Annotated in this window: 15 protein-coding genes; 6 read left to right on the forward strand and 9 right to left on the reverse strand. The window is 68.6% G+C overall.

What is annotated here, in order from left to right:
- Positions 1-23: 23 nt before the first annotated feature.
- From ACZ5ZX_RS32840 to ACZ5ZX_RS32875, 8 genes are all read right to left on the reverse strand, one after another.
- Positions 24-1,880, reverse strand: a complete 1,857-nt coding sequence (locus ACZ5ZX_RS32840) for a DUF5107 domain-containing protein (protein ID WP_465505865.1) — start codon at positions 1,878-1,880, stop codon at positions 24-26.
- Positions 1,877-2,944, reverse strand: a complete 1,068-nt coding sequence (locus ACZ5ZX_RS32845) for an ABC transporter ATP-binding protein (RefSeq protein ID WP_465505866.1) — start codon at positions 2,942-2,944, stop codon at positions 1,877-1,879. The genes ACZ5ZX_RS32840 and ACZ5ZX_RS32845 overlap by 4 nt, the downstream gene beginning before the upstream one ends.
- A 6-nt stretch (positions 2,945-2,950) precedes the next feature.
- Positions 2,951-3,880 (reverse strand): carbohydrate ABC transporter permease, encoded by a 930-nt coding sequence (locus tag ACZ5ZX_RS32850; RefSeq protein ID WP_465505867.1) that lies wholly within the window; start codon positions 3,878-3,880, stop codon positions 2,951-2,953.
- Between the two features lie 10 nt (positions 3,881-3,890).
- Positions 3,891-4,832 (reverse strand): carbohydrate ABC transporter permease, encoded by a 942-nt coding sequence (locus ACZ5ZX_RS32855; RefSeq protein ID WP_465505868.1) that lies wholly within the window; start codon positions 4,830-4,832, stop codon positions 3,891-3,893.
- Entirely contained in the window at positions 4,832-6,223 is a 1,392-nt protein-coding gene (locus ACZ5ZX_RS32860; RefSeq protein WP_465505869.1) for an ABC transporter substrate-binding protein, read from the reverse strand. Before ACZ5ZX_RS32860 ends, ACZ5ZX_RS32855 begins: the two co-directional genes overlap by 1 nt.
- Before the next feature lie 81 nt (positions 6,224-6,304).
- Entirely contained in the window at positions 6,305-7,186 is an 882-nt protein-coding gene (locus ACZ5ZX_RS32865; protein WP_465505870.1) for a class II fructose-bisphosphate aldolase, read from the reverse strand.
- A gap of 9 nt (positions 7,187-7,195) precedes the next feature.
- Complete coding sequence (locus ACZ5ZX_RS32870; RefSeq protein WP_465505871.1) at positions 7,196-8,086, reverse strand: 1-phosphofructokinase family hexose kinase; 891 nt, start codon at positions 8,084-8,086, stop codon at positions 7,196-7,198.
- Between the two features lie 7 nt (positions 8,087-8,093).
- On the reverse strand, positions 8,094-8,975 hold the full coding sequence (locus ACZ5ZX_RS32875; RefSeq protein ID WP_465505872.1) for an SIS domain-containing protein: 882 nt from the start codon (positions 8,973-8,975) through the stop codon (positions 8,094-8,096).
- A gap of 224 nt (positions 8,976-9,199) precedes the next feature.
- Between ACZ5ZX_RS32875 and ACZ5ZX_RS32880 the strand changes: the two genes are divergently transcribed.
- The 4 genes from ACZ5ZX_RS32880 (at position 9,200) to ACZ5ZX_RS32895 (ending at position 13,199) form a co-directional block, all read left to right on the forward strand.
- Positions 9,200-9,673, forward strand: a complete 474-nt coding sequence (locus ACZ5ZX_RS32880) for a carboxymuconolactone decarboxylase family protein (protein ID WP_465505873.1) — start codon at positions 9,200-9,202, stop codon at positions 9,671-9,673.
- 99 nt (positions 9,674-9,772) lie between these two features.
- Positions 9,773-10,234, forward strand: coding sequence for a MoaF C-terminal domain-containing protein (locus ACZ5ZX_RS32885; protein WP_465505874.1), 462 nt, complete (start codon positions 9,773-9,775; stop codon positions 10,232-10,234).
- 30 nt (positions 10,235-10,264) lie between these two features.
- Positions 10,265-11,569, forward strand: coding sequence for an APC family permease (locus ACZ5ZX_RS32890; protein ID WP_465505875.1), 1,305 nt, complete (start codon positions 10,265-10,267; stop codon positions 11,567-11,569).
- A 172-nt stretch (positions 11,570-11,741) separates the two neighbouring features.
- On the forward strand, positions 11,742-13,199 hold the full coding sequence (locus ACZ5ZX_RS32895; protein ID WP_465505876.1) for an APC family permease: 1,458 nt from the start codon (positions 11,742-11,744) through the stop codon (positions 13,197-13,199).
- Here ACZ5ZX_RS32895 and ACZ5ZX_RS32900 read toward each other — a convergent pair.
- Complete coding sequence (locus tag ACZ5ZX_RS32900; protein ID WP_465505877.1) at positions 13,179-13,928, reverse strand: GntR family transcriptional regulator; 750 nt, start codon at positions 13,926-13,928, stop codon at positions 13,179-13,181. The two genes, ACZ5ZX_RS32895 and ACZ5ZX_RS32900, sit on opposite strands and share 21 nt — an antisense overlap.
- A 117-nt stretch (positions 13,929-14,045) precedes the next feature.
- On the opposite strand from ACZ5ZX_RS32900, the gene ACZ5ZX_RS32905 reads away from it, so the two are divergent.
- Positions 14,046-14,915, forward strand: a complete 870-nt coding sequence (locus ACZ5ZX_RS32905) for a Cgl0159 family (beta/alpha)8-fold protein (protein WP_465505878.1) — start codon at positions 14,046-14,048, stop codon at positions 14,913-14,915.
- A 20-nt stretch (positions 14,916-14,935) separates the two neighbouring features.
- The gene (locus tag ACZ5ZX_RS32910) at positions 14,936-16,432 is read left to right on the forward strand and encodes a CoA-acylating methylmalonate-semialdehyde dehydrogenase (RefSeq protein WP_465505879.1); all 1,497 of its coding nucleotides are present in this window, start codon (positions 14,936-14,938) and stop codon (positions 16,430-16,432) included.
- The last annotated feature ends 250 nt before the right edge of the window (positions 16,433-16,682 follow it).

A 16,682-nucleotide genomic window follows, 5' to 3' on the forward strand; every position in this document is an offset into this window, starting at 1 on the left:
ACGCCGGTCAGCGGCCCGGCCGCTCACTTCATTCGGAAGTCGTACTGTGCCGGCAACGGTTCCTCCGAAACCGCCGCCCAGGTATCCGAAAGCGACGTTTCCCCTTCCCTGATGTTCGCGACCTCGAAGCCGTCGCCATAAATGGCCTTGGCCCCGGCGATATCGCCTTGTGCCAGACAGGTACGGGCGGCCAGCAAGGCGATCCGGCCTTCGCGGGGAAGTCCGTCCAGCAACGCGGCCGCTTCTCCCGGCAGCCCGGCGGCGAGTTGCGCCGCGATGGCCTCGATGACCAACGGGCGCAACGACGGCGCGAGGGCGACCGCTCGCCGGTACAGCCAGGCGGCCTCGGGGCCGGCCGTGGCGACCGCGAGATTCCGCAGCGCCCAAGGGTTCTCGTCGGCGGCGACGGACTCGCGCCAGGCGCGGACGGCGTCCGAATGCCGTCCGGCCGCCCAGTGTGCGACGCCGCGGTGATACCAGGTCAGCCAGTTCTTCGGGGCATACTCCATGAGATCCGCCCAGTACCGGTTCACCAGCGTCGGCGGAGGAACGGCGAGCGGATCGCCGTCCGGCGGTGTTCCGTCGATCAAGGCGAGCCACGGCTCCTGGTCGGGACCGAGCGATTCGTCCGGGAACGGCGTCCCGGGCAGGCACATCGGCGCCCGCCGGTTCTCCAGCGCGCCCCAGCCGGATCCGGTGGCCAGGAAGGATTCCGGGGTGACGTCGGCGATCTTCCGCCAGGCGTCGTGGTAATCGTCCAGGGTTTCCGCCGACGGCAGACCGGCTGCGACCGCCTCGCGAGCCGCTGCCCAGTCGTCTCCGTGCACCAGCGCGGGATCCGCGGAGACCGGTCCGTAGGCCTCCAGCCAGTCCCAGCTCTCCCCCGCCGTCAACCGCAGGTGCTCCAGCTGCGTGCGTGCGAGACCGGCTTGGATCTCCAGATAGCCGCCCGCGCCGGGAGCCAGCCACTCCTGCCAGCGCCGCCCACCGGCGGATTCGCCCCACAGGAACAGCTTCCGGCCGCGCAGCCGTCCGGTGGAGAGCTGAGCCAGCCCCGTGCCATCGCCCTCGACGGCCGCGATCCACGGCTTTCCGGCCACCTCGAAGAAGTAGTCCGCCGCGGCTTCGGCGCGGGCCGGGTAGGTCAGGTCTCCGGTCACGTCGACCAGATCCAGCCGCCCCGAATAACCGTAGTGCCATGCCTGCGTCGCGGGTGCCAGCACCCGTGTGCCGTCGTTCCGCGGGACCGCGATGTTCGACCACCAGTACACCGGGACGTCGTAGGGATGCGGATTCCGCACCCGCACCGCCACGAGCAGATGGTCCGAACCTTCGGGCAGCCAGAAGTCGATCTGATACGGCAGATCACGGGTGCGTTCCCACTCCCACAGCCGCAGCACCGGCGTGCCGTCCGGACCTTCGATCTCGGCGGCGAACATCGGCTCGCAGGTCAGCGTGGTGTGCCCGGTGCTGCCGAGGTTCCATTCGACGCCACCGGCGAACCACGCGTCCCGCAGGGCCAGGTTCGCGGGCTGGAACACCGGGTTGCGGTAGAGCAGTTCACGGCCGGACGGTTTGTGGACCAGCGAGTACAGCCGTCCGCCCAGTGAAGGCAGCACGGTGGCACGGAGCCGGTCGTTCTCCAGCACCAGTGCCGGAAGCTCGCGTTCGGTGCGCTCGCGGGTATAGCCGTCCTGCAGCAGGCACGGCAGAGTGGTGTCCAAGCGGCCGTACCCGATGCCCTCCGCCAGGTCCGGTGGCAGCTCGTCCACATTGGACACCTTCGCCACCGCCTCGGGTTTCCGCAGCGGTGGCAACGGGTTCTCCGGGCCCAGTTCGGCGGCAGGCAGCACCAGCCCGGTGCGGTACAGGCGGGTCATGCGTCCGGCAGCCTGTCGCCGGTCGTGGCGTCGAACAGGTGCACCGCGCCCGGCTGCGGCGTCAGGGAGATGGGCTCACCGCGCTGCCACGGAGCCATCCCCGGGGTGCGAACGGTCAGCACACGGTCGCCGTCTCGGCAGTAGAGGTACTGATCGCTGCCCAGTTCCTCGACGACCTCGACGATGGCCTCGTAGCCGCCGTCCCCGATCGTCCAGCCTTCGGGCCGCACGCCGACGACGATGCCGGGTCCGGTCAACGCCGACCGCTGCTCCGGGGTCAGCGGCAGCCGCGTGCCGCCGACGACGGCACCATCGGTGTCCACAGTGGTCTCCAGCAGGTTCATCGCGGGCGAGCCGATGAACCCGGCGACGAACACGTTGACCGGCCGCGCGAACAGCCCGACCGGGGTGTCGCACTGCTGCAGGATCCCGTCCTTGAGCACGGCGACCCGGTCCCCCATGGTCATCGCCTCGACCTGGTCGTGTGTGACATAGAGCGTCGTGATGCCCAGCCGCCGCTGCAGGGAGGCGATCTGGGTCCGCGTCTGCACCCGGAGCTTGGCGTCCAGATTGGACAGTGGCTCGTCCATCAGGAACACACTCGGCTCGCGGACGATCGCCCGGCCCATCGCGACCCGCTGCCGCTGCCCGCCGGACAGCTTCGCGGGTTTGCGGTCGAGGTACTCGGTCAGGTCGAGCACGGCCGCGGCCTCGCGCACCTTGCGCTCGCGTTCGGCCTTGCCCAGCTTGGCCAGCTTGAGGTGGAAGCCGATGTTCTCCCCCACCGTCATATGCGGGTAGAGCGCGTAGTTCTGGAACACCATCGCGATGTCCCGGTCCTTCGGCGGCAGTTCGGTGACGTCACGGTCGCCGATGTGGATGGATCCGTCGTCGACGCCTTCCAGCCCGGCGAGCATCCGCAGTGTCGTCGACTTCCCGCAGCCGGAAGGACCGACCAGTACCAGGAATTCGCCGTCGGCGACCTCGAGGTCGAGGCCGTCGACCGCCGGGCGGTCCACCCCGGCGTAGAACCGCGTGGTGTCGGAGAAGGTCACGGTGGCCATCAGGTCCTACTTTCCGGCGCCGAGGGTCAGGCCGGTGATGATCCGGCGGGCGAGCACGAGATAGAGCACGAGCATCGGGAGCACGACGATCGCCACCCCGGCGATCAGGCCGCCGTACTCCGACTGGTAGCTCGCGGCCCCGTAGAAGGTGAACAGCGCGCGGGACAGCGTGAAATGCGCCTGGTCCTTGAGGAACACGATCGCCAGCAGGGTCTCGTTCCACAGGCCGATGGCGTTCAGCGTCAGCGCGGTGATCATGCCGCCGCGCGTCAGCGGCAGCATGACCGAGAAGAACGTGCGCATCGGCGACGCGCCGTCGAGCGCGGCCGCCTCTTCCAGTTCGTCCGGCAGCGACCGGAAGAAACCGGTCATCAGGAACACCGTGAACGGGATGGACAGGGCCACGTACAGCACGAACAGGCCGTACTCGTTGTCCAGATGCACTTTGCTGAGCACCACGAACAGCGGGATGATCACCGTCTGGAACGGCACACCCATGCCGATCGCGACGACGTTGGTCATCGGTCCGGCGCCGCGGACCCCCAACCGGGTCAGCGCGTACGCGCAGGGTGCCGAGACGGCGACCGTCACGACCGTCGCCAGTCCGACCAGGACCACGGTGGTCACCACGGCGTCGCCGAAACCGGCGTTGCTCCAGGCGTAGATGAAGTTCCGGAACGGTTTGCCGACGTGGAACCATTGGTAGGGCAGGGCGAACGGTTTGGTGAAGATCTCCACCGGCGTCTTGAACGAGGCCGTGAGCAGCCAGTACAGCACCAGGATGTTCCCGGCGGTGAACAGCCACACGATGGTGGAACCGAGCACCCGCAAGGGGCTGAATTTTTTGGAGCCGGGCGCCGGGCGCGGTTTGCGCGGTGGCTTGCGCACCGGTTTCGGCGAGGGCCGCGCTGGCGCCTCGACGTCGGTGACGGACATGTCGTCTCCCTCAGAACTGGATCGCGTCACGGCGCATCAACCGGCGCAACAGGACGACGAGCACGGACACCAGCGCGATCATCGCCACCGCGCAGGCACAGGCGGCGCCGAAGTCCGGGGTGCCGTTCGAGCCGAAGGTCCGGTCGAACACGTAGATCCCCAGCGTCCAGGCCTCGTTGGGCGGGGCGTAGGTGCCCGGCCCGGCCAGTACGAACACCAGCTCGAAGATCTTGAGCGCGTTGATCGTCCACAGCACCCCGGCGACGCCGACGACGTCCCAGGTCATCGGCAGGGTGATGTTGCGGAACTTCTGCCACGGCGACGCGCCGCCCAGCTCGGCGTCCTCGTAGAGATACGGCGGGATGCGGTCGACCGCGGCCATCAGGATGGTGATGTAGAACCCCGAACTCGCCCAGATCAGCGACGCCGTCACCACACCGGTCACATTGGACGGTGCGAGGAACTTCGTCGCGTCCGCGCCGAGGCTCTCCATCACGTAGTTCGCCAGCCCCTGTTTCCCCGGCTGGTACTTGAACACGAAGCCGAGGAACATCCCGAGCGCCACCGGCGCCACGATGTTGGGGAAGAACAGGATCGCGCGGACGGTCTTCCCGCCCTTCATGTCCCGCAGCACCATGGTGAACAGGAACGCCAGCGCGAACGTGCCGATCCCGCCGAGGAACACGTAGACCAGTGTGTTGCGGAAGGCGTACTGGAACGAGTCGCTCGACCACATCTGCGTGTAGTTGGTGACGCCGTTGGGTTCCGGCGTGTCCCCGGCGCCCGCCCAGCTGGTGAAACTCAGCACCACGGTCGCGATCGTCGGCAGCACCAGGAAGGCCAGGTACAGCACCAGCGCCGGTGCGGCGAACGGCCAGAACAGCCGTTTCTTGCGGCGCAGGTGGGCCCCGGCCTCCGGGACCCGCACCTTCGTCGTCGTGACCGTGGCCATCAACCCTGGTTCTTCCAGAACTCGGCGCCCTTGGTGGCGAGCTGGTCCACGAACCGCTCCGGGGTGAGCTGCCCCTTCAGCAACGCGATGTCGGCCGGGTCGAAGACGTCGGTCTGCCATTTGCCACCGGCGATGCCGTCGATCCCGTCGTACTGCAGGACGTGTTCCTTCTTCGGGTCGTCCATCGCGGCCTTGACCTGCTTGAGGTCGTCCGGCACGGCGAGGTCGGCGCGCGGCACCAGGTTGTCGGCCACCGCGGGGATCCCGGAAAGCAGGTCCTTGTTGAGGAAGTAGGCGATGAACGCCTTGGCCGCCTCGGCGTGCTTGGCCTTCTTGGTGACCGAGAAGCCGATCGACATCTGCTCGACGGTGTCGTGCGTGGCGCCGGCGGGCATCGGGAACTGGAACGAACCGTAGTTGATCTTCGTTCCGGCACCCTGCTTGTCCAGGTACTCCCGGGTCTCGCTCGGCGCCCAGCTGCCGACGTAGAGGAATCGGGAGTCGCCGTCGGCCCAGCGCTGCTGCACCTGCGGGAACTTCGCCGCGTCCCAGCCGTCGATGAAGTACTTCGGCAGCTTCGCGGTCTCGGTCGCGGCCTTGAGGAAACCGGGGTCGGTCTTCCACGTCTGGCCGGTCTTGTCGGTCGCCGCCTTGTACAGCCCGCCCGGGCCGACGTACCGCTCGGCGAGCTGGGTGTAGAAGTACATGTTGTAGAACGGGATGTCGCCGTCGAGGCTGATCGCGGCCTTGCCGTCGGTCTTGGCCTTGTCGAACAGCCCGATCAGCTCGTCCATCGTCTTCGGCTGCTGGATGTCACCGGCGGTGTCCTTGTTGAACCACCAGGCGCTCGACTGGATCGTGTACGGGACCATGAAGTTGTGGCCCTCGCGGTCCTTGTTCTGCGGGAAGTCGTACGAGCTGGGTGAAAGCACGTCCTTGACGGTCTTGTCCCCCTCGCCGACCTTCATGCCGAACACGTCGTCGACGCTCTGCGTGCCGCCCGGCGTCATGATCGCCGCGCCGACCTTGCTGACGTCCTGGTCGAACAGATCCGGCACGGCGTCGGTGTTCAGCGCGGGCACCAGGTTCTGGGTGTAGGCCTTACGGCCCAGCCACTGCACGTCGACCTTGACACCGGTCTTCTCCTGGAAGCATTTGAAGGCCTTCTGCAGGACCTTGCCCTGCGGCTCGTCGGCCGTCCACATGGACCAGTACGTGAACTCCTTGTCCGTAGCGGGTTTCACTGCCGCCTCCGGACAAGGCGCGTTGAGGAACTGATCGACTCCCGGGAGCGCGTTCTCGCCGGTGCCGCCACCCGCGTCCCCGCCGCCGCATCCCGCGAGCAGGAGCGCCGCCCCTGCCGTCAATGCCGTGAGCTTGCCTACCCGCATCCGCCACCACCTGGATCGAAGATCACACAAGTTCTGCTTGTTGTTGCGCAGTTTTGTGAGGTTTCACGCACATGTCAACAGTCAATCGCGCAAAGTCTGCTCAATCGTCACCTTTTCCGGTTCAGCACGCCCAAGTTTGAGCACACCGAGCAGACGCCGCACCTCGACGGCGACGGCCGCCCGGCCGGCACCGAGGTACTTCCGCGGGTCGACCCGTTCCGGATGCGCGCGCCAGTCGTCGACCGCCGCCACGGTGAACACCTTGTTGAGCTGGGTGGCGATATTGATCTTCGTCATCCCGGCCCGCACCGCTTCGGCCAGCCCCTCGTCGGGGACGCCGGACGAGCCGTGCAGCACCAGCGGCACCGGTACCCGGTCCCGTAGCCGCGCGATCAGCTCGAAGTCCAATGCCGCGTCGCGGGTGAGCATGGCGTGCGAACTGCCCACCGCCACCGCCAGCGCGTCCACCCCGGTGGAAGCGACGAATTCCGCCGCCTCGTCCGGATCGGTGCGCGCGCCCGGAGCGTGGACGCCGTCCTTGCCGCCGACCTCGCCGAGTTCCGCCTCGATCCACACTCCGTGGTCGTGGCAGTACGCGGCGACCTCCCGGGTCGCGCGTACGTTGTCGGTGTAGTCCAGTTTGGACGCGTCGAACATGACCGAGCCGAAGCCGAGCGCCACCGCCTCACGGACGAGGTCGACCGATTCGGCGTGGTCGAGATGGACCGCGACCGGGGTGGCCGCGGCCCTGGCGGCGGTCAGCGCCGCGGTACCGACCGGCGCCAGCGAGCCGTGGTATTTCACGGCGTTCTGGCTCAGTTGCACGATCACCGGCGCTTCCGCCGCGGCCGCGCCGTCGACGATCGCGGTGAGGTGTTCGAGCTGGATCGCGTTGAACGCGCCGCAGCCGTGCCTGGCCGCCGCGGCGGCTCCGACGATCTCCCCGGTTCCCACCAGAGGCATGAGGTTCTCCTAATCCGGGTGGGCGCGCACGGCGACCAGCCCCTGTTCGGCTTGGTAGTGCGCGAGGTCGACGTCGCCGGCGAGCGGGCCGAGCACCGCCGCCCCGGACAACGCGACGGCGCGGCGCAGGATGTCGGGCCACGATTCGGCGCGGCTCAATCCCAGCGCCAGCGCCGCGACGACGGCGTCACCCGCGCCGGTGGTGTTGCCACGCAGCACAGTGGACGGTGCGGCGTGCCAGGTGCCGGACGGCGTGACCGCCAGCAGGCCATCGGCTCCGAGTGAGACGACGACCGATTCCGCCCCGGCCCTGCGGAGTTCGGCCGCGGCGGCCACCGGATCACGCAGACCAGTGACCTCGCGCAGTTCGTCGGCGTTGGGTTTGACCACGGACGGGCGCCCGACCAGTCCGGCGAGCAGCGCCTCGCCGGAAGTGTCCAGAATGGACGGTGCCGCGCCGAGAAGTTCGGCGTATCCCCCTGCTCCCGGCGGAAGACTGCCCGAGCAGACGAGCACGTCCGCGTTCCGGGCCCGGACGGCCGCCGCAAACGCTTGCCATTCGTCACCACCGAGCCGCGGCCCCGGCTCGTTGAGCAGCGTGACCGAGCCGTCGCCCGCCAGGACCGTGGTGGTGCGCCGGGTTTCGCGGGCGATCGGGACGACATCCGCGGCGACCCCCACCGCCGTGAGGTCGTCCACGACGGCGGTCCCGGTCGCACCACCCGCGGTCAGGATCGCGCGGACGTCGGCGCCGAGCGCGTGGAGCACGCGGGCGACGTTGACCCCCTTGCCACCCGCCCGGAGCCGGACGTCCCGCGCCCGGTGCACCTCGCCGGGCCGCAGACCGTCCACTGTGTACGTGACGTCCAGCGCGGTGTTCGGCGTGACGGTGACGATCACGGCTGCCTCAGGTCAGGACGACGGAGCGGGTGAGGCTGCGGGGGTTGTCCGGATCGAGCCCCTTGCGGGCCGCGATCGCCCCGGCCACCCGCTGCGCGCGGACCAGGTCCGCGAGCGGGTCCAGGCCGCTCTCGACGAACAGACCGCCCGCGCGGGCGACGTCGTCGGCCAGCCCGTCCGGCGCCTGACCGAACATCCAGGTCACGCGGCCGGGTTCGCTGATGCTGATCGGGCCGTGCCGGTAGTCCCACGCCGGGTACGACTCCGTCCACAGCAGACACGCCTCGCGGAATTTGAGCGCGGCCTCGTTCGCGATGCCGACAGACCAGCCGGTGCCGAGGAAGCTGAACTGCTCGGCGCCGACCAGCGCGTCCGGCAGCGGTTCGACCAGTACGCGTTCGGCCTGGTCGGCGACCGCGTCCAGATCCTCGCCGAGGTGCGCGCGCAGCATCGCCAGCGCCGTGGTGGCGAAGCGGGTCTGCACGACCGAGCGCTCGTCCACGACGGACAGGTCGACGATGGTGTCCGCGGCGCCCTCGATCTCACCGGGCACGCCGGTGATCGCGATGGTCGGCGTCTTGCCTCGCAGCTTCGCCAGCAAGGCGTGGACCTCGGTCGTCGTCCCCGACCGGGTCAGCGCCACGACGTGGTCATAACCGCGACCCACCGGAAACTCCGACGCGGCGAAAGCGTCGGTTTCGCCGAGTCCGGCGGACTCGCGGAGGACGGCGTACGCCTGGCCGATGAACCACGAGGTGCCACAGCCGACGATCGCGACCCGCGCGCCCGGGGGCGGCAGCAGATCACTGTTGGCCGAGGCCAGCGCCCCCGCGTCCCGCCAGCAGCCGGGCTGGCTCGCGATCTCCGCCGCCATGAAGGTCCCGCTCATGAACTCCCCATCCGTGCCAGTTGTGCGCAATAGCTGTCACGTTAGGTGCAGTTTTGTGCAACGTCAATGCTCCGAGAGCGCAGTTTCACGCATTTGACGCGTTCAGATGTGCATGATCAGCGAACCGGTCGTCTCCCAGAGGAGTGATCGGCGTCACTTCGAAAGCTGTCACAACCCCTCCGGCCCCATCGTCATGTGTGCAGAACCGACGGAGAGGAAAGATCATGGAACCGCGAGTCAACCTGTTCGAGAACGACGTCATCGTCAAGTACGCCAAGCGTCTCGGCGCCGCGAGCCGTCCGATCGAGGAGTCCTCGCTGCCGCACGCGACCCAGGAGCTGGTGAAGCTGCGCGCCAGCCAGATCAACGGCTGCGGTTTCTGCACCGACATGCACAGCAAGGACGCCGCACACGCCGGCGAGACCTCGGTGCGGCTCAACCTGGTCGCCGCCTGGCGGGAAGCGAACGTGTTCACCGAGGCGGAGCGCGCGGCGCTGGCACTCGCCGAGGAGGGCACCCGCATCGCCGACGCGCATCACGGTGTCAGCGACGAGACCTGGGCGCAGGTGTGCAAGCACTACGACGACGAGCAGATCGGTGCCCTGATCGCGCTGGTCGCCACGATCAACGCGTACAACCGGCTCAACGTCATCGCCAGGACCCCGGCCGGCGACTACCAGCCCGGCATGTTCGGCTGATCCTCGCGTCCAGCGACAACAGGATCGCTTCGCCGGACAACGATCGAGCCGCCACGGGCTGATAAACCTGCGGAAACACGCCATCCGGAGGTTCAGCCCGTGCGACTCGACGTCCGCTTCTTCCCGGTGACCGGGACCCATCCGCTCAGCACCGACCTCGTCGAGCTTCGCGCGAACTTCCACTACGGCTCCGGGAACGTGCTGGAGCAGCACTACGCGGACCGGACGACGATGATCTGGACGGGCGTTTCCGGTGACTTCGCCGGTGTCCGGCAGAAAGAGGCGACACTGCGCGTCTTCGAAACCGGACCGGCGCAGTACTTCGTCACCTGGTACGAAACCGGAACCGTCGCCACGGCCGCGCACGGCGAGATCTTCGACGGCGGTTATCCCATCGCGGTGATGGCGGATTTCGGCCGATCGGTCGCGACGGCGGCGTATACGAATCCGCGCGAGGACGGCGGGCAGTATTTCCTGGTCGACCAGGCGACCATCGAGATTCTGGAGCCGCCGCACGGGTGGCCGTCGTTTCCCGCGACAAAGTTCTCCACCGGCAGTTAACCCGAAGCGCTCGCCGGGTATCAGCTGAAGATGAGTCGATCAACGGTCGAGCAGCCGTCCCGATCGAAGAGCAGGCATCTGACGGTGCCGCAAGGTGTCGCGCTGTACGTCGGCGCGGTCCTCGGCACCGGCTTGCTGGTCCTCCCGTCACTCGCCGCCAAGGCGGCGGGTCCGGCCTCGCTGATCGCCTTTCTGGTACTGGTGCTGGTATCCGCGCCGGTCGCGGCGACCTTCGGCGCGCTGGCAGGCCGTCATCCGGACGCCGGTGGGCCCGCGACGTTCGCCTCGCGGGCGTTCGGGCCGAAGACGGCCGCGGTGACCGGCTGGTGGTTCTATTTCGGCACCCTGGCGGGAATGCCCGCCGCCAGTGCGTTCGGGGCGACCTATGTGACCGAACTGGCCGGTGGCGGCCGGACCATGACGATGGTCTTGGCCGCCGTTCTGATCCTCATCGCCATCGGGGTGAATCTGTTCGGGGTGCACCTGTCGGGCAGGGTGCAATTGGTGCTCACCGGTTTTCTCGCCGTTCTCCTGGTCGGCGCCGTGGTGGTCGCGGCACCGAAAGCGGACAGCGCCCATCTCCAGCCGTTCGCGCCGCACGGATTCGCCGGTATCGCGACCGCGATCAGCCTGCTGGTGTGGTCCTTCACCGGTTGGGAAACCGTCACGCATCTGGCTCCCGATTTCCGGAAACCGAAACGGGACCTGCCGCTCGCGACAGGAATCTCCATAGTCATCATCGGCGTGCTCTATCTCGCCGTCGGCGGGATGACGATTCTCGTGCTCGGACCGCGCGCCGGGGAGACCCAGGCGCCGCTGGCGGCGATGCTCGGGGAAGGGCTCGGGACTTCGGTGCGCGTGGTCGCCGCCGTGATCGCCGTGGTGGTGACGCTGGGGGTGCTCAACGTCTTCGTGGCGAGCATGGCGAAACTCGGCGCCGCGCTGGGCCGCGACGGCGCGCTGCCGCGGTGGCTGGCCAAGGGCAGCCAGGCGGGCGACGTGCCTCGGCGCAGCCTGCTGGTGGTGACCGTGGGGACCGCGATCAGCTTCCTCGTCGCGATCCTCACCGGCTTCGAACTGGAGCAGGCGCTCCGCGCGGAGAACGCCTGCCTGATCGGGATCTATCTGATCGCGATGGCCGCCGGGGTCCGGCTTCTGCCGTCCGGCGGGAAACAGCGGTGGCTCGCCGCGCTCGCGACGGTGCTGGTGTTCGGTGTCCTCATCTTGGCGGGCTGGTATCTGCTGTTCGCGGCGGCGCTGGCACTGGGGGCGCTGGTGTACCTGAAGCTCTCGAAGCGGTCCGGTGCCGCTGAGCGTCAATCGCACACGGCTTGATCGGCTCGCTGCCGTGAGCGGTAAATCGCGGCAAGGCGGCCTTGACGGACGCGGACTCCGCACCTTCCGCCGTCACCCGGCGCTAGCGGGCAAGCGATACGCGCACAGAGACAAAGCCCAGCCTCCCCGCCGCTCCCATACTGGCTCCTCCAGCGGAGATGAGGAGCGGCGAATGAGCCGAGACGGCACGTCCCTCGCCAAGAACGTCCTCGGCGTACCCGGCATCGTGTTCCTGGTGCTCGCCGCGGTCGCGCCGCTCACCGGGATGGTCGTGATCGCGGCCATCGGCATCGCGGTCGGGAACGGCGGCGGCATGGTCGCGGCCTTCCTGCTGGCCACGGTCGTCCTGCTGCTGTTCGCGGTCGGCTACGCGCAGATGTCGAAGGTACTCACCAGCGCGGGCGGCTTCTACGCCTTCGTGGTCAAGGGCCTGGGCCGGACTCCGGGGCTCGTCGCCGGTTTCGTCGCGATGCTCGGTTACAACTGTTTCGTCGCGGGCGCGATCGGCACGAGCGGATTCTTCACCTCCACCGCGATCGACGACGTCTTCGGGCTCCACCTCGACTGGCTCTTCTGGAGCGCGCTTTCGGTCGTGCTGGTCCTCCTGCTCAGCCGCCGGGGCATCGCGGTCAGCGCGAAGGTGCTGGGCGTTTCCCTCGTTCTCGAAGTGTCGATCCTGCTGATCATGGACTTCAGCGTGCTGTTCCGGCACGGCTTCTCCTTCGCCGCGTTCAGCCCGTCCGTGCTGTTCCAGGGTGCCGGCGGTCTGGCGTTGTTGTTCGCCGCCAACGCTTTCATCGGGTTCGAGGCGACGGCGCTGTTCGGCGAGGAGGCCAAGGATCCGAAACGGACGATCCCTCGGGCGACCTACATCGCCATCGGGTTCATCGGCGTGTTCGCCGCGTTCACGACCTGGGCCGTGGTCAGCGCGATCGGTGCCGAACAGGCGCAGGACGTGGCCGTCGCGCATCTTTCGAGCGGGGATCTCGTGCTCTCGGTCGCACAGGAGTATCTCGGCGGCCCGCTGACCAAGGTGATGTTGCTGCTCCTGGTGGTCAGCCTGTTCGCGGCGTTGCTGGCACTGCACAATTCGGCGACCCGGTATCTGTACGCGCTGGGCCGGGTCGGCGTGCTGCCGCGGTCACTGGGCAGGACCGATCCGCGCAACGGCGCGCCGCGCTACGCCTCGATCGTCCAGCTGGCCTTCGGCTCGGTGGTGGCGCTGGGCTTCCGGCTCGCCGGGCTCGACCCGGTCGCCGACCTCACCGCGAGCATGACCGGCTTCGGCACCCTCGGCATCCTCACCCTGCAACTGTTCGCGGCGGTGGCGATCCTGGTCCACTTCCGCCGCACACGTGACCGCCGGATCGTGAAGACACTGATCGCGCCCGGACTGGGCGCGGTGGGACTCGGGATCATCGTGACGCTGGCGATCGTCAACTTCCCGACGCTCGCCGGGTCGAGCAACGGCGTCGTCCCGCAGCTGCCGTGGCTGCTCCTGGCCGTCGCGCTGGCCGGGCTCGCGCTCGCCGGCTGGCTGCGCCGGTTCCGCCCGTCGGTGTACGCGGCGCTGGAGACCGATCTGGAACGCGATCCCGCGCCGAAGCCGTCAGACGTTGTTGGTCAGTGAGAGATTGAACGAGTAGCGCGAGGCGCGGTAGACGTGCCATCCGTACTCGACGACCCGGCCTGCGTCGTCGTAGGTGGTGCGCCGCATGGTGAGCAGTGCCGCTCCCGGCTTTTCCCCCAGCAGCGCGGCGTCCTCCTCGGTCGCCTCCCGGGCGCCGACGTTCTGCTGGGCGGCGTGCAGGCGGACGCCCGCGGAACGCAGTAGCTGGTAGAGCCCCTTGTCCCGCAGTTCGTCGTCGTCCGGGTCGATGATGCCGTCCGGCAGGTAGTTGTTCATGATCGCCAGCGGTTCGCCGTCGGTCGAGCGGACCCGCTTCAGCCGCCGGACATGGGTCAGGCCCGGTGTCTCGAGCCGCTCGGCCGCGTCCTCACCGGCGGGCTCGACCTGGTTGAGGAGGATGACGGACTCGGGTTTGTCGCCGAGTTCGCTGAGGTCGTCGAAGAGGCTGCTCAGCCGCAGCGGGCGGGCGACCTTGGTGCGGACGACCTGTGTCCCGACACCGCGTTTGCGGACCAGCAGCCCCTGGTTGACCAGTGACTGGATCGCCTGCCGGATGGTCGGCCGCGACAGATGGAGCCGCGCGGCCAGTTCCACTTCGTTGTCCAGCCGCGCGCCGTTCGGCAGCCTGCCGTCCTCGATCGCGGCCCGGAGCTGCCGGGCGACCTGGGAGTACAGCGGCTCCGGGCGGTTCGGCTCCACTTCGATCTCGCCAGGCTCCCAGGGATTCATGCGCGGAGCCTACCGCGAAGACGCCATGGTCGTTATGACCTTATGTCCATATGTCTTGACAAAGTTCCTGACCTCTTGCGAAGGTCGAGAAATCACGCGAGACGGAAGGAACGAACAGTGTCCGACACAGTACGGCGGGTAGTCGCGGCGCGGGTCCGCGATCCGGAGGCCATCGCGGCGGCCGCCGCCAGCCGGGTCCGCGCGAAATCGCCGTTCAACGACAAAGGCGCGGCGATGATCATCGCCGCGGACCATCCGGCGCGCGGCGCGAACGGCGTCGGCTCCGATCCCCTCGCGATGGCCGACCGCGGCGAACTCCTGGACCGTCTTTGCCTGGCGCTGGAGCGCCCCGGCGTCACGGGAGTGCTGGCGACCCCGGACATCATCGACGATCTGCTGATCCTCGGCGTCCTCGACGGCAAAACCGTCATCGGTTCGATGAACCGCACCGGGCTCGCCGGTTCGAGTTTCGAGGTCGACGACCGGTTCGCCTGCTACGACGCCGAAGCGATCGAGCGGATGCGTTTCGACGGCGGCAAGACGCTCACCCGGATCTGCCTGACCGACCCGGCGACGCCCGCCGTCCTCGAGAACACCGCGAACGCGATCAACGAGCTGGCGGACCGGAAACTGATCGCGATGGTCGAGCCGTTCCTCGCCGACTGGGTCGACGGACGCCTCCGCAACGACCTCTCCCCCGAGGCCGTGATCCGCTCCATCACCATCGCCTCCGGACTCGGCCGCTCGTCGGCCTACACCTGGCTGAAACTCCCGGTGGTCGAGGACATGGAGCGGGTGCTGGCCGCCTCGACGTTGCCCGCCGTCCTGCTCGGCGGCGAGGTCAAGGATCCCGACGCGGCGTTCGCCGCCTGGCAGCGGGCGCTCGCGCTGCCGACCGTGCAGGGCCTCGTGGTCGGCCGGTCCCTGCTCTACCCGCATGACGGCGACGTCGCCAAGGCCGTCGACACGGCCGTCGGGCTGCTGTGAACACCTGTGGAGGACAACGCGTGAAGACCATCGAACACTGGATCAACGGCACCGCGACGACGGCGGGCTCCACCCGCACCGCCCTCGTGTACGACCCGGCCGAGGGGCGCCCGCGAGCCGAGGTGCTTCTCGCGGAACCGTCCGATGTGGACACCGCCGTGTCGGCCGCGGGCAAGGCTTTCGAGGCATGGGGCGATTCGTCGTTGTCACAGCGGACGAAGGTGATGTTCGCCTTCCGCGAGCTGCTGGTGAAACACGAGGACGAACTCGCCCGCATCATCTCCACCGAGCACGGGAAGGTGCTCGACGACGCGCGCGGCGAGATCGTCCGCGGCCGCGAGATCGTCGAGTACGCCTGCGGGATCGCCGACGCGCTGAAAGGCGGCTTCTCCAGCCAGGTTTCGCGGGACGTGGACGTGCACGACTTCCGGCAGCCGCTCGGGGTCGTCGCCGGGATCACGCCGTTCAACTTCCCGATCATGGTCCCGCTGTGGATGCACCCGATCGCCATCGCGACCGGGAACACCTTCGTGCTCAAGCCCAGCGAACGCGTCCCGTCCGCGTCCCGGCTGGTCGCCGAGCTTTACGCCGAGGCGGGTCTCCCCGACGGCGTGTTCAACGTCGTCAACGGGGACAAGGTCACGGTCGACGCGATCCTCGACCACCCCGGCATCGCCGCCGTGTCGTTCGTCGGGTCCACCCCGATCGCCAAGTACGTCCACGAACGCGCGACGGCCACCGGCAAACGGGTGCAGGCGCTCGGCGGGGCCAAGAACCACGCCGTCGTCCTGCCCGACGCCGATCTCGACTACGCCGCGAACCACCTCACGGCCGCCGCGTTCGGTTCCGCCGGGCAACGCTGCATGGCGATCTCCATCGGCGTCGCCGTCGGTTCGGCGGGCGACGAACTCGTCGAGATCCTCAAACGCAAGGCGGCCGAGATCAAGGTCGGTCCCGGCCACGACGACGGCAACGACATGGGCCCCGTCGTCACCCAGGCCGCGCGGCAGCGGGTGATCGACTCCGTCACCCTCGGCGCGGAGCAGGGTGCGACCGTGGTCGTCGACGGCAGGGCACTGCGGGTCGATGGCCACGAGGAGGGATTCTTCGTCGGACCGTCCCTTTTGGACCACGTGACCGCGGAGATGGCCGCCTACCGCGAGGAGATCTTCGGGCCGGTACTCGGGATCGTCCGGGTGTCCACTGTGGACGAGGCAATCGCGCTGATCAACGCGAACCCCTACGGCAACGGGACCGCCGTCTTCACCGGAAGCGGCGAGGCGGCGCGGAAGTTCCAGCGCGAGGTCAAGGTGGGGATGATCGGGGTGAACGTCCCCATCCCGGTGCCGATGTCCTACTACTCCTTCGGCGGCTGGAAGGACTCCCTCATCGGGGACAGCCCGATCCACGGCCCGGAAGGCGTCCGGTTCTACACGCGGGCGAAGGTCGTCACCACCCGCTGGCCGCACACGGCCGGGCGCGGGACCGCGGGCTTCAACTTCCCCACCTCCCAGTGACCGCCCCGACCCGCGTTCAGTCCTCTGAACGCGGTAGTCGGCAGCGCGAACTACCGCGAGACTTATAGAGGGGTAAGTGGCGTGACTTCACGGTTGTCCGACGGGCTGGTCGCGCTCGGAGTGTTTTGGGTCGCTAGGGCAAACCCTCTCTCAGGTACCTACCGCGGCGACCTGCGGGCCCGGCTCGCCGCGGGAGCGCGTGAAGGCCCCCTTCCCTCGGCTCAGCCGAGGGAAGGGGGCCTTCACGCGC

The sequence above is a fragment of the Amycolatopsis sp. NPDC033938 genome, assembly GCF_055575975.1.